Annotated in this window: 10 protein-coding genes; 2 read left to right on the top strand and 8 right to left on the bottom strand. The window is 63.7% G+C overall.

Annotated elements, in window-relative coordinates; translation table 11 throughout:
- Positions 1-40 precede the first annotated feature (40 nt).
- From U5A65_RS09915 to U5A65_RS09895, 5 genes are all read right to left on the bottom strand, one after another.
- Positions 41-1,144, bottom strand: coding sequence for a porin (locus U5A65_RS09915; protein ID WP_321946142.1), 1,104 nt, complete (start codon positions 1,142-1,144; stop codon positions 41-43).
- 390 nt (positions 1,145-1,534) lie between these two features.
- Positions 1,535-2,341: a GTP cyclohydrolase FolE2 gene (gene folE2, locus U5A65_RS09910; RefSeq protein WP_321946141.1), complete on the bottom strand. Its 807-nt coding sequence runs from the start codon at positions 2,339-2,341 to the stop codon at positions 1,535-1,537.
- Between the two features lie 161 nt (positions 2,342-2,502).
- Positions 2,503-4,410, bottom strand: a complete 1,908-nt coding sequence (gene dxs / locus U5A65_RS09905) for a 1-deoxy-D-xylulose-5-phosphate synthase (RefSeq protein WP_321909701.1) — start codon at positions 4,408-4,410, stop codon at positions 2,503-2,505.
- Between the two features lie 86 nt (positions 4,411-4,496).
- Positions 4,497-5,378: a farnesyl diphosphate synthase gene (locus U5A65_RS09900; RefSeq protein ID WP_321909704.1), complete on the bottom strand. Its 882-nt coding sequence runs from the start codon at positions 5,376-5,378 to the stop codon at positions 4,497-4,499.
- Positions 5,375-5,689 carry an exodeoxyribonuclease VII small subunit gene (locus tag U5A65_RS09895; RefSeq protein ID WP_321909706.1) on the bottom strand — a complete coding sequence of 105 codons (315 nt, stop codon included), beginning with the start codon at positions 5,687-5,689 and terminating at the stop codon, positions 5,375-5,377. The genes U5A65_RS09900 and U5A65_RS09895 overlap by 4 nt, the downstream gene beginning before the upstream one ends.
- Positions 5,690-5,996: 307 nt before the next feature.
- Between U5A65_RS09895 and U5A65_RS09890 the strand changes: the two genes are divergently transcribed.
- A complete protein-coding gene (locus U5A65_RS09890; protein WP_321909707.1) occupies positions 5,997-7,103 on the top strand; it encodes an aromatic ring-hydroxylating dioxygenase subunit alpha in 1,107 nt (368 codons plus the stop codon).
- A gap of 149 nt (positions 7,104-7,252) precedes the next feature.
- Entirely contained in the window at positions 7,253-8,122 is an 870-nt protein-coding gene (locus tag U5A65_RS09885; RefSeq protein WP_321909709.1) for a sulfurtransferase, read from the top strand.
- 27 nt (positions 8,123-8,149) lie between these two features.
- On the opposite strand, the gene U5A65_RS09880 is transcribed toward U5A65_RS09885, so the two are convergent.
- From U5A65_RS09880 to polA, 3 genes are all read right to left on the bottom strand, one after another.
- On the bottom strand, positions 8,150-9,022 hold the full coding sequence (locus tag U5A65_RS09880; protein ID WP_321909712.1) for a dienelactone hydrolase family protein: 873 nt from the start codon (positions 9,020-9,022) through the stop codon (positions 8,150-8,152).
- Positions 9,023-9,091: 69 nt separating this feature from the next.
- Positions 9,092-10,468: an NAD(P)/FAD-dependent oxidoreductase gene (locus U5A65_RS09875; protein ID WP_321946139.1), complete on the bottom strand. Its 1,377-nt coding sequence runs from the start codon at positions 10,466-10,468 to the stop codon at positions 9,092-9,094.
- Between the two features lie 256 nt (positions 10,469-10,724).
- Complete coding sequence (gene polA / locus U5A65_RS09870; protein WP_321934165.1) at positions 10,725-13,526, bottom strand: DNA polymerase I; 2,802 nt, start codon at positions 13,524-13,526, stop codon at positions 10,725-10,727.

Here is a 13,526-nt window from a genome sequence, read left to right as displayed (position 1 = left end):
CGCCGAGCGCATCGCGGATCGATCCGCCGGCACCTGAAACTCAGAAACGCTGTGTCATGCCTACGACTGCCAGCGTTTGTTTGGTACCCGGGGCCGTCACGCTCACGCCAGACCAGCTCATCGTGGACGAGCCATTGTTCTTCATGTAGCCCGCGCGCGCATAGATGGACGTCCGCTTCGAAAGACTGTGGTCGACACCCAGTTGCACGGCCCACATATTGTCATGCACGCCGCGTACGGCGCGTTGCAGCGCCGCGATTTCGATTGAATCCGCGGGCGTGACTTGAACCGTGGCGCCGGCTTGTATCAAGCTATACGAATGCACGGCCGAAAGCTGCGTCGCGAGCGGACTCGCGTCGTCGTGCTTCGGGCGATGATATCCGTAGATGAACTGAAGATTGACGATCCCTATCTGATAAGCGAGCGCAGTATTGAAATGCTCGGTTCCTGCCGTATTCAGGACGGACGGCAAGCTGGCCAGAGTCTTCGTGCCCGGATGCTGATACTGGTACGCAATCCCCGCATATAGACCATAGCCCGACCAGGTGGCGGCAACATCGACGATATTGCCGTTCGTTTGCGGCGCAGGCTGCGTCACGCTGGACTGGAACGCGTACATGGCCAGCAGCTGGAGCCCTTTGAGACTCGGTGACCGATAGACGACCGAATTGCTCGAGCGCCCGCCGCTCGACTGCAAGCCAACCGTATTGCGGTCGACGACATTGCCCGCTGCGGCTAGCAGCGATATCACTTCATTGGCAAGGAACGGATCGCCTGGGTAGAGCACCCAGAAAGTCGGCTGATACTGGCGCCCCAGGGAGACCGTACCGTACTTCTCGTGTGCAAGCCCCACCCACGACTGTCGATAGAACATGGCGCCCGTATCGGCAAAGGCAGTGCCATTGTTGATGTTGAAGCCATTTTCGAGCGTAAATACGGCTCTCAGGCCGCCGCCGAGATCCTCCGAGCCCTTGATGCCGAAGCGCGACGGCACACCCCCTCCGCTGCGCTGCGACCACGATTGCTTGCCGCCATTGTTGAGGAACTGGACGAACGCGTCGGCAACGCCATACAACGTGACGCTCGTTTGCGCACTCGCACCGCTCGCCGCCAGAATCAGTGCTGCTCCGCAAATGCTTTTCATGCAAAAGCCCATGATGTCTCCTCCACCGACTTCTTCTCATTGATGCGTTGGCCGTCGCTCGCGGGGAACGTGTGCCGGCGCGTGATGACGTTGCGTCGAAGTGGAGTTATAACGACGAAGGCAGGCTGTAGCATTGCCGCACCTCAAGCGTGCGTTCGTCTATGCGAAATCGCCTATGCTGCGCTGGCGAAAGCGCGACAGTTCAGAAAGGGCTCAAGGGAATATTTAGGATAATAATGTCAGGATTGCAAAGCAATGCTGGTCTGAGCGGTAATGAAGCGCGCCGGCATTTGACGTCGCTTGTGCAGCAGTAATGCGCTTGCCGCCGTAGAAGCAAAAAGCCGCCCAAGGGCGGCTTTTTTTGTGGATGGCGCAACCAGGCGGCCAGCTTTACGCCACGCGCTTGTCGTGCTCGATCACGGCGTAGGCGCTGTGATTGTGGATCGACTCGAAATTTTCGGCTTCGAGCGTATAGCCGATCACGCGCGCATCGGCATTCAAGCGCACGGCCACGTCGCGCACGAGGTCTTCGACGAACTTGGGGTTTTCATACGCGCGCTCGGTCACGAACTTCTCGTCCGGGCGCTTGAGCAGGCCCCACAGTTCGCACGACGCCTCTTCTTCGGCAATGCGAATGAGGTCCTCAACCGGCAGATCGCCTTCGAACTCGACGTTCATCGTCACGTGCGAGCGCTGGTTGTGCGCACCGTATTGCGAGATCTTCTTCGAACACGGGCACAGGCTCGTCACGGGCACGAGCACCTTGAGGAAGAGGCGCGTTTGACCGTTGCGCACGTCGCCCGTGAGCGTCACTTCGTAGTCCAGCAGACTTTCCACGCCAGAAACCGGCGCGACTTTCTTCACGAAATACGGGAACGTGACTTCGATCCGGCCCGCCTGCGATTCGAGTTTCGCGAGCATCGCTGCCAGCATCGCGCGGAACGTGGCGGGCTCGAGCGGCGCCTTGTTCTCTTCGAGCAGCGCGACGAAGCGCGACATGTGCGTGCCCTTCTGGTCGGCCGGCAGATGAACGTCGAGGTTCCACATGCCGACGCTCGGCTGGACGTCACCCGCGCCCGTCTTCACGGTGAGCGGATGGCGCACGGCCTTCACGCCCACGCGCTGGATCACGATCTGACGGGTATCGACGGAGCTTTGGACGTCCGGCATCACGAAGGCCGGGTTCATCTGATTCATGTTCTTATCCTCAAGCCGCGCCGAGTGCGGCGCGCAAATGGCAAACGCCGGCATGAGCCGGCGTTTGCTGGCGGAAAGCCGGGTACGAAACCCGCCCGCCAGTTCAAATGTGAATGGTCTGGCGCGAGGCGCCAATTAACCTGGAGCAGCCTCGATCGACCTTACGCGACGCGCATCACCGACTTGCCGGACACATTCGCCGCCTTGTCGAGAAAGCGTTCGCGAATGGACTTCGCGATCCCTGCTGCGTCGAGCCCACAGCCCGCCAGCAGCTTTGCCGGGTCGCCGTGGTCGATGAAGCGGTCGGGGAGGCCCAATTGTAGTACGGGCTTGATAACCCCACTTTCAAGGAGGGCTTCCACGCAGGCCGAACCGGCGCCGCCCATGATGCAGCCTTCCTCCACGGTCACGATGTAATCGTGCGTTTCGGCGAGCTGTTTCACGAGTTCCGCGTCGAGCGGCTTCACGAAGCGCATGTTCGCCACGGTGGCGTCCAGCTCTTGCGCTGCGGCGAGGGACGGCGCAACCATCGTGCCGAACGCGAGAATCGCAATGCGGCTGCCTGCCGGCGCCTTGCTCTCGCGGCGGACTTCGCCCTTGCCCACCGGCAGCGCGGCCATCTGCTTGACGGTCGCAACACCCGTGCCCGCGCCGCGCGGGTAGCGCACGGCCGTCGGGCAGTCCTGCTGGAGTGCCGTGTAGAGCATCTGGCGGCATTCGTTTTCGTCGGACGCCGCCATGATCATCATGTTCGGAATGCAGCGCATGAACGCGAGATCGTAGGCGCCCGCGTGCGTCGCGCCATCGGCGCCGACGAGACCCGCGCGGTCGATGGCGAACACGACCGGCAGGTTCTGCAGCGCCACGTCGTGAATCAGCTGGTCGTAGGCGCGCTGCAGGAAGGTCGAGTAGATCGCGACCACGGGCTTCAGGCCCTCGGCTGCGATACCGCCCGCGAACGTCACCGCGTGCTGCTCGGCAATGCCCACGTCGTAGTAACGGTCCGGGAAGCGCTTTTCGAACTCCACCATGCCCGAGCCTTCGCGCATGGCCGGCGTGATGCCGATCACGCGGTGGTCGAGCTCGGCAGCGTCGCACAGCCATTCGCCGAACACCTGCGTGTAGGTCTTCTTCGCGGGCGTTGCCGACGGCTTGATGCCTTCAGCCGGGTTGAACTTGCCGGGACCGTGGTACAGGACCGGGTCGGCTTCGGCGAGCTTGTAGCCCTGGCCTTTCTTCGTCACGACGTGCAGGAATTGCGGGCCGCGCAGTTCCTTGATGTTCTGCAGCGTCGGGATCAGCGAATCGAGGTCGTGACCGTCGATCGGCCCGATGTAGTTGAAGCCGAATTCCTCGAACAGCGTGGCCGGCACGATCATGCCCTTCGCGTGCTCTTCGAGCTTGCGCGCGAGGTCGAGCACCGGCGGCGCATGGCGCAGCACGCGCTCCACGCCTGCGCGTGCGGCGGCGTAGAAGCGGCCCGACATGAGGCGCGCGAGATGGCGATTGAGCGCGCCCACCGGCGGCGAAATCGACATGTCGTTGTCGTTGAGGATGACGAGCAGCGGCACGTCGTCTTCGACGCCGCCGTTGTTCAGCGCCTCGAACGCCATGCCGGCCGTCATCGCGCCGTCGCCGATCACGGCGATGCCCATGGCGTTGTCGCCCTTGAGCTTGCTCGCCACGGCCATGCCGAGCGCCGCCGAGATCGACGTGCTCGAGTGCGCGGTGCCGAACGTGTCATACGGCGACTCGTCGCGTTTCGGGAAGCCCGAAATGCCGCCGAGTTGGCGCAGCGTCGACATCTGGTCGCGGCGGCCCGTCAGGATCTTGTGCGGATAGGTCTGATGGCCCACGTCCCAGACGATGCGGTCGCGCGGCGTGTCGAACACGTAGTGCAGCGCGATCGTCAGTTCGACCGTACCGAGGTTGGACGACAAGTGGCCGCCCGTTTGCGAGACGCTCTCGAGAACGAAGGCACGCAGTTCGTCGGCAAGCGGTTGCAACTGGCGGCGATCAAGGCGGCGCAAATCCGCCGGGTCGTCAATGGTTTTCAGCAAGTCGTACATCGTCGTTCCATTGTAGGAAAACTGGCGCTCCCGCACTTGTTCTGCGCATTACATCCCATTTCATGCGCGTGGGCGGGTTGGCGCGATCAGCTCACCCGGTTCACCACCAGGTCAGCGAGTTCGGCGAGGCGCTGTGCGCGCGCGCCGAACGGTTCGAGCGCCGCGTGCGCGTCGGCGCGCAACTGCTGCGCGAGTGCACGCGAGGCATCAAGACCGATAATCGACACGTAGGTCGGCTTGCCGTCCTTCGCGTCCTTGCCCGCGGTCTTGCCGAGCGTTGCGGAGTCGGCGGTGACGTCGAGAATGTCGTCCACCACCTGGAATGCGAGGCCCACGGCCGCTGCGTATTTGTCGAGCGCGGCAAGGCTTTGCGCCGAAGGCGTCTCGCCCGCAAGCGCCCCCATGCGGACCGCGGCGCGCAGGAGCGCGCCGGTCTTCAGGCGGTGCATGGTCTCGAGTTGCTCGCGGGTGAGCGAATGGCCCACGCTCGCGAGGTCGATGGCCTGGCCGCCGGCCATGCCGATCGAGCCGCTAGCCAGCGCGAGCTCGCGCACGAGCGAGGCCTGGCGCTCAGCGCTGAGCACATCGGACGTCAGCGCGACGAAGGCTTGCGACTGCAGCGCATCGCCCACGAGGAGCGCCGTCGGTTCGTCATATTTGACGTGTACGGTGGGTTTGCCGCGACGCATGTCGTCGTCGTCCATGCACGGCATGTCGTCGTGCACGAGCGAGTAGACGTGAATCATTTCGAGCGCGCAAGCCGCCGCATCGAGCGCTTCGGGCGTGGCGTTCGTGAGTTCGCCCGCCGCGTGGCACAGAAGCGGACGCACCCGCTTGCCGCCGCCCATCACGGCATAACGCATGGCGTCATGCAGCGGCGCCGGCAGCACGTCGGCAGCCGGCAAATAGTGATCGAGCGCGCTTTCGACCCGATCGAGTACCTGCCGGGTCCATTGGTCAAATGTCATAGATCGTCGTCTCCGCCCGCTGCGGAGTCTGTCGTATTGAGGGGCACGGGCCGCAACGTCTCGCCGTCGAGCACGCGCACCTGTTGTTCAACCTTTTCGAGCTGCTGCTGGCAGAAGCGCACGAGCGCCGCGCCGCGACGATACGCCGCTAGCGATTCTTCCAGGCTCAGGCTGCCGCCTTCCATGCGTGCAACGAGCCCGTCGAGCTCCGCAAGCGCCGCCTCGTAGCTCTCGGGCAGGGTTTCGCCCTCGGCCAGCCCGGCTGCGCTTTCGCCCGCGCCAGCGCGGTCTTTCGTTGCGGATTTCGCCATGAGTCGTCGCCAGAATGAAACAAGGCGGACATTCTACGGCAAAAGGTCCCTTTCGACCCGCTCCCCGGCTTGTGTACCCTCTCGACCACACACTCGGGGACAGTACAGATCGGTTCCAGACGGCCCGATTCCCCGTGCATTTGTCTCATATTTCCTGATTTTCTGCCGTCTTTCCGGTGTAATTTTGGCAAAAATCAGTCACTTAGCTACCCCATGACGGGGTAACCGGGTATAATCGCCGGCTCCCTAAATCGAATCTTCGATGGTTGGGTTGTTCACTGCTTTCACGTCTTCATCGGGAGTGGGAATGTCCAATCTGAGCAATGCATTGCAGCTGAAGTCTATCCACAGCCAGCTGCCAGTCACCGCTTATTTTGACGAAGCGCTACTCAAGCGCGAAATCGACACGCTTTTCCAGAAGGGTCCTCGCTACGTCGGGCACGAACTCATGGTGCCCGAGGCGGGAAACTATTTTGCGCTGCCTGGCGAGAAAGAAGGCCGCGTGCTCGTTCGCAACAAGAGCAACGAGATCGAACTGCTCTCGAACGTGTGCCGGCACCGCCAGGCCATCATGCTAAACGGTCGCGGCACGGCAGACAACATTGTATGTCCGCTGCATCGCTGGACCTATGACCTCAAGGGCGAACTGCTCGGCGCACCGCACTTCGCGGACAAGCCGTGTCTGAATCTGAACAGCTCGCCGCTGCAGAAGTGGAACGGGCTGCTCTTCGAATCCGCGGGCCGCGACGTCGCGCGCGATCTTGCACGCCTTGGGCCGGCGAAACACCTCGACTTTACGGACTATATGTTCGACCACGTCGAGGTCCACGAGTGCAACTACAACTGGAAGACCTTCATCGAGGTCTATCTGGAAGACTATCACGTCGTGCCGTTCCACCCGGGCCTCGGCAACTTCGTGTCGTGCGACGACCTCCAGTGGGAGTTCGGCGACTGGTATAGCGTGCAGACGGTCGGCGTGCACAATCACCTCGGCAAGCCGGGCAGCCCGACGTACCGCAAGTGGCACGACGAGGTCCTGCGCTTTCGCAATGGCGTGCCGCCCGAGTTCGGCGCGATCTGGATGGTGTACTACCCGAATCTCATGATCGAGTGGTATCCGCACGTGCTCGTCGTTTCGTGGCTGATCCCCCAGGGCACGCAGAAAACGACGAACATCGTCGAGTTCTATTACCCCGAGGAAATCACGCTGTTCGAGCGCGAGTTCGTCGAGGCCGAGCGCGCCGCCTATATGGAGACGGCCGTCGAAGACGACGAAATTGCCGAGCGCATGGACGCCGGCCGCCGTGCGCTCTTCGAGCGCGGCGTTTCGGAAGTCGGCCCGTACCAGAGCCCGATGGAAGACGGCATGCAGCACTTCCATGAGTTCCTGCGCCGCGAGCTGGGACCGATCTGATGCCCGGCAGGCGCAAGCCTCTGGCGATCATGAGCAATGCGGAACGCATGACGGAAAGACGGGCTTAGGCCCGTCTTTTTGTTTAGACTGACGGCATCGGGCCGTTGTATAGCTGGAGATGGCGGCCTTGCACGAATCAAGGAGCCGTCATGCCCCACACGCACTACACCACACTGATCTCGGCCGCCAATCTGCACGAACGCCTGACCGCCGCGCCGGGCAGCGTGCTGGTCTTCGACTGCCGCTTCGATCTCGCCGATCCCGCCGCCGGTGAAAATGGCTATGCGCTCGGCCATCTGCCCGGCGCGCAATACCTGCATCTGGACCGCGACCTCTCGGGCCCGAAGACCGGCAAGAACGGCCGCCACCCGCTGCCCGACCGTTCGGCGCTCGTCGCCACACTCTCGCTGCACGGGCTCAACGAAGGCCAGCAGGTCGTCGCGTACGACGCACAAGGCGGCGCCTACGCCGCGCGCCTGTGGTGGCTCTTGCGCTGGCTCGGCCACGACTCGGTGGCCGTGCTCGACGGCGGCCTCAAGGCATGGGAAGCAGCCGGCTTCCCGCTCGTGCGCGACGTGCCCACGCCCGCTCGCGGCACCTTCAAGGCCGGTGCACCGCTCCAGGTGACGGTGGATGCGCAGGCCATCGTACGCAATCTCGCCACGCACGAACTCACGGTCGTCGACGCGCGCGCCGCCGACCGCTATCGCGGCGAGAACGAAACGATCGACCCGGTGGGCGGCCATATTCCTGGCGCGCGCAATCGGTTTTATCAGGACAACCTGACGGCAGACGGCCGCTTCAAGTCGGCGCATACGCTGCGCGAGGAATTCACCGCCGTGCTGCCCGGTATCACGCCCGAACACGTGGTCCTGCAATGCGGCTCGGGTGTGACCGCCTGCCACAACGCACTCGCGATGGAGATCGCCGGCCTGCACGGCGCGGCGCTCTACCCCGGATCGTGGAGCGAATGGAGCGCCGACCCATCGCGGCCGGTCGCCACGGGCCCCAACCCCTAAGCCGGGAGCCTGGAACCCGGCACGGCGTCAGCTCTCGCCGTGCTCCTCGAACCAGGCAATCGCGCGCTTCCAGCCGTCTTCGGCATCCGCCTTGCGATAGCTCGGGCGGTAGTCAGCGAAGAATGCGTGGCCCGCGTCGTTGTACACGACGATTTGCGAGCCGCGCCCGCCCTGCGGACCTTGCGCGATAGCGGCCTTCATCTGCTCGAGCGTGTCCTGCGGGATGCTCTGGTCCTGCAAGCCGTACATGGCGAGCACCGGCACCTGCAAGGTGTTCGCGAGATCGAGCGGATTGCTCGGCGCGTTCGCCGTGTGCGGTCCCGCCACGCGCCCATACCACACCACTGCCGCCTTGATGTGCGGGTCGTGCTCGGCATAGAGCCACGCATAGCGCCCGCCCCAGCAAAATCCGTTCACGCCTACGCGCTTCGTGTCGCCGCCATGTTCGCCTGCCCAGGCAATGGCCGCGTCGATGTCGCCGATCACCTGCGCGTCGGGCACCTTGCTCGCGATGTTGTCGTTGATCTGCTGAATCGTCGGGTACGCCGAGGCATCGCCCTGGCGCACGAAGAAGTCCGGCGCGATGGCCAGATAGCCGAGCTTCGCGAAGCGGCGGCACACATCGGCGATATGCTCGTGCACGCCGAAGATCTCGTGGATCACGATGATGACAGGCAGATGCGTCTTGCCGCGCGGCTGCGCACGATACGCCGGGATGAGCGTGCCGCCCGACTGAAAGCCGATCTCGCCGGCTTCTAGACCTTCGCTGTCGGTGTGGATGGTTTGCGCGGAGACGGGCAGCACGGCAGCGGCGAATCCGCTGCCGAGCGCCGCCTTGATGAAAGTACGCCGGTTGAACGGCACGTGCGGGACGAGGCTATCGACTTCGGGTTTCAGCATGCAGCGCTCCTTTGAGGTCAAACTGCGAAAACAAGCAGAATAGCGCTGCGCCCTCCGCGCAAGCGCCGCTCAGTGCAGCTTCACACGCGGCAGTGTCGTGCGGCGCAGCCAGTGCGCGAAGGTATCGAGCACCATGCGCGCGTAGCCGTGCAGCGCCGCGATGTGCAGCCGGTACAGCGACATGTACATGAAACGGGCAAACAATCCTTCGATCAACATATTCCCGCCGATCAGCCCGCCCATCAGATTACCGACCGCGCTGAAGTGGCCGAGCGACACCAGCGAGCCGAAGTCGCGATAGGTGAACTCCTCCAGCGGCTTGCCGGCGAGCAGATTGCCAAGCGACTTGAACAGGAACGTGGCTTGCTGGTGCGCGGCCTGCGCACGGGGCGGCACACCGCGTTCGTGGCCCGGCCAATCACAGGCCGCGCAATCGCCGAGCGCGAAAATGTTGTCGTCGAGTTCGGTTTGCAGCGTACGGCGCACGATGAGTTGGCCGAGCTTGTTGACGGTGAGGCCATCGAGCCGCGAGAGCACAGCCGGCGCAGTGATGCCCGCGGCCCAGACCGTGAGGTCCGCGCGCAGGTTCTTGCCGCTTGCCGTGCGCACGACGCCCGGCGCGACCTCGGTCACGCGCTCGCCAGTCAGCAGCCTCACACCGAGCTTGTTCAGCAGCTCCGCCGTGGCCGAAGAAACGCGCTCGGGCAACGCAGGCAGGATGCGCGTGCCCGCCTCGATCAGCACGATGCCCACGTCGTGCCGCGGATCGAGCTTGTGCAGCCCATAGGCCGAAAGCACCTGCGCGGTGTTGCGCAACTCGGCGGAAAGCTCGACGCCCGTCGCGCCTGCGCCGATGATCGCCACTTGCACGCGCGGCTCGCCGCCCCCGTTCATGGCCGGTGTGAGATCGTCTGCCGTCACCTCCGCCGCGACGCTTTCGGGCGCCAGATGTTCGGCGCGCATGCACGCGGCGATCAGGCGCTTGCGAAAGCGCTCGGCCTGCTCGACGGTATCGAGCGCGATGGAATTCTCGGCCGCGCCCGGCACGCCGAAAAAGTGCGTCGTGCTGCCGATGGCGAGCACCAGCGTGTCGTACTCCAGCACGCGCTCGGGCAGCATTTCCGCACCGTCTTCGTCGAGCACGCGCCCGAGCGTGATGCGCTTCGCCGCGCGGTCGAGCCCGATCAGTTCGCCCTGCTGGAACTCGAAGCCATGCCAGCGCGCCTGCGCCGGATATTCGAGCTGATGCGTGAACGGATCCATGCTGCCCGCCGCAACTTCGTGCAGGAGCGGTTTCCAGATATGCGTTGGATTGCGGTCGACCAGGGTGACCGATGCCGCTTGCGGTTTGCCACGCTTCGCGCGCGCTTCGCCGTAACGATCGCCGAGCCGTGTTGCCAGTTCCAGCCCGCCTGCGCCTCCTCCCACAACGATAAAGCGATGCATAGACTCTCCGTGCATATCGAAAGGCGATAGAAAGGCCGATGCATCGGCAACATCACGCGCGGGGCACCGGCCTTCGATCAAATCATTGTCGGCTGACGGAGCGCGCGGCGGCAACCCTTGCGGCGCGCATTCGCGACATCACGCACGCGAGGCTTGCCTTATCGCGCGCGTGCAGTTAGGTCCTTGTTGCGGTACGGCGCATTCAGTATGTACTTAGTAGAGCTGCACTAAGCACTGCAACGCCTTCGGTACGGCTTCAGTGCGCCTCTTCCCAGTTTTCGCCCACACCGACTTCGGCCACGAGCGGAACCTTGAGCTGCGCCACCGAGCACATCAGTTCGGGCAAGCGCTTGCGCACCTCGGCGAGTTCGTCGCCCGGGACTTCGAGCACCAGTTCATCGTGCACCTGCATGATCATCTTCGTGCCGATCTTGCGTTCGTCAAGCCACTTCTGCACCGCGACCATGGAAAGCTTGATGAGGTCGGCAGCCGTGCCCTGCATGGGCGCGTTGATGGCGGCGCGCTCGGCGGCCTGGCGGCGCGGGCCGTTGCCGCCATTGATCTCGGGCAGCCACAGACGGCGGCCGAACACGGTCTCCACATAGCCGCGCGACTTCGCATCCATGCGCGTTTCGTCCATGTAGCGCGCAACGCCCGGATAGCGCGCGAAATAGCGGTCGATATAAAGCTTCGCCGCGTCGCGCGTAATGCCGAGATTCGATGCGAGCCCGAACGCGCTCATACCGTAAATCAGGCCGAAATTGATGACCTTCGCGATGCGCCGCTGGTCCGAGCTCACTTCGAGCGGCGTGACGCCGAACACCTCGGCGGCCGTGGCGCGGTGAATGTCGTCGCCGCGTGCGAACGCGGCGAGCAGCGACTCGTCGCCCGAGATATGCGCCATGATGCGCAGTTCGATCTGCGAGTAGTCGGCGGAAACGATCTTGTGACCCGGCGGCGCGATGAACGCTTCGCGAATGCGGCGCCCTTCGCCCGTGCGCACGGGGATGTTCTGCAGATTCGGATCGTTCGACGCAAGCCGGCCGGTGACCGCCACGGCCTGCGCGTAGTTCGTGTGCACGCGGCCCGTTTGCGCATTGACCATGCGCGGCAGCTTGTCGGTGTACGTCGACTTGAGCTTGGCAAGACCGCGATGCTCGAGCAGGATCTTGGGCAGCGGGTAATCTTCGGCGAGCTTTTGCAGCACTTCTTCGTCGGTGGAAGGCGCGCCGCTAGGCGTTTTCTTCACAACCGGCAGTTGCAGCTTCTCGAAGAAGATCTGGCCAATCTGCTTGGGCGAACCGAGGTTGAATTCGCCGCCCGCGAGCGCATACGCTTCCTGTTCGAGCGCAATGAGCCGCACGGCGATCTCGGCGCTCTGCTTCTCGAGCCGTTCGGTGTCGATGAGCACACCGTTGCGCTCCATCTTGCGCAGCACGCGCGACGTAGGCAATTCGATGTTGCGATAGACGTAGTCGAGGCCCTTCTCCGGCGCGATCTGCGGATAGAGCGCGCGGTGCAGTTGCAGCGTGACGTCGGCGTCTTCGGCAGCGTATTCGGCGGCCTTTTCCAGCGAGACATCATCGAAGCCGATCTGCTGCGCGCCCTTGCCCGCCACCTCTTCGTACTTGATCGTCTTGATGCCGAGATGGCGCAGCGCGAGGCTGTCCATGTCGTGACTGCGATGCGATTCGAGCACATACGATTCGAGCAGCGTGTCATGCTCCACGCCGTTCAGCTCGATACCGTAGTTCGCGAGCACCTGCTCGTCATACTTCATGTGCTGGCCGACTTTCTTGTGCTTTTCGCTTTCGAGCCACGGCTTCAGGCGCGCGAGCACTTCGCCCTGCGGCAGTTGATCGGGCGCGTCCGGGCCGCGATGCGCGAGCGGCAAATACGCGGCCACGCCCGGCTCCGTCGAGAACGACATGCCAACGAGCTTCGCGACCATCGGATCGAGCGCCGTGGTCTCGGTGTCGAACGCCGTGAGTTCGGCGGCCTCGATTCTCTTGAGCCACGTATCGAACTGCGGCCACGTCTGGATCGTTTCGTAATGGCGCGGCGCATCGACGAAGAGCGCGGGCTGCACGATCGCGTCTTTCTCGGGGGCGTCGCCTTGGGTTGCGGCGGGCACCGTCTCGCTCTGCTGGCTCGCTTCGGTCACTTCGCGCAGCCAGGTCTTGAAACCGTGGCGCGCGAAGATATCGCGCAGTTCTTCGCGCGCTTCAGGGCGCGTCGCGAGCGACGCTTCGATCGTCTCGAGATGCGGCGCGAGGTCACAAGCCGTTTCCACCGTGACGAGCTTGCGCGCCATCGGCAGGAAGTCGAGTGCGTCGCGCAGATAGCCGCCCACGGCGCCCTTGATTTCGTCCGCATGCGCGATCACGCCATCGAGCGAATCGTATTGCGTGAGCCACTTCACCGCGGTTTTCGGGCCGCACTTGTTCACGCCCGGCACGTTGTCGACGGTGTCGCCGATGAGCGAGAGATAATCGATGATGCGCTCGGGCGGCACGCCGAACTTCGCGATCACGCCTTCGCGATCGAGCGTTTCGTTCGTCATCGTGTTGATGAGCGTGACGTGGTCCGTGACGAGCTGCGCCAAGTCCTTGTCGCCCGTGGAAACGATGACCTTCATGCCGCGCTTTTCCGCCTCGCGGGCGAGCGTGCCGATCACGTCGTCGGCCTCGACGCCTTCGATCATCAGAAGCGGCCAGCCGAGCGCGCGCACCGCCGTGTGAATGGGCTCGATTTGTGCTGCGAGCGGCTCGGGCATGGAAGGCCGGTTGGCCTTGTACTCGGGGTACCAGTCGTCGCGGAACGTCTTGCCCTTTGCATCGAACACGCACGCGCTATACTCTGCCGTAACGTCCTTGCGCATGCGACGCAGCATGTTGATGATGCCGTATAGCGCGCCCGTCGGTTCGCCGTCGGGACCGCGCAGGTCCGGCATCGCATGGAAGGCCCGATAGAGATAGCTAGAACCGTCGACCAGCAGCAGGGTCTTCCCTTCCAGCTCATTTTGTAGCTTCGTTTCCACGCGTAGTTCTTCAGGCAT

This window comes from Paraburkholderia sp. J10-1, assembly GCF_905220165.1.
Lineage (GTDB): Bacteria > Pseudomonadota > Gammaproteobacteria > Burkholderiales > Burkholderiaceae > Paraburkholderia.
The sequence above is the reverse complement of the archived record's forward strand: the minus strand, read 5'-3'. Positions and strand labels throughout refer to the sequence as shown.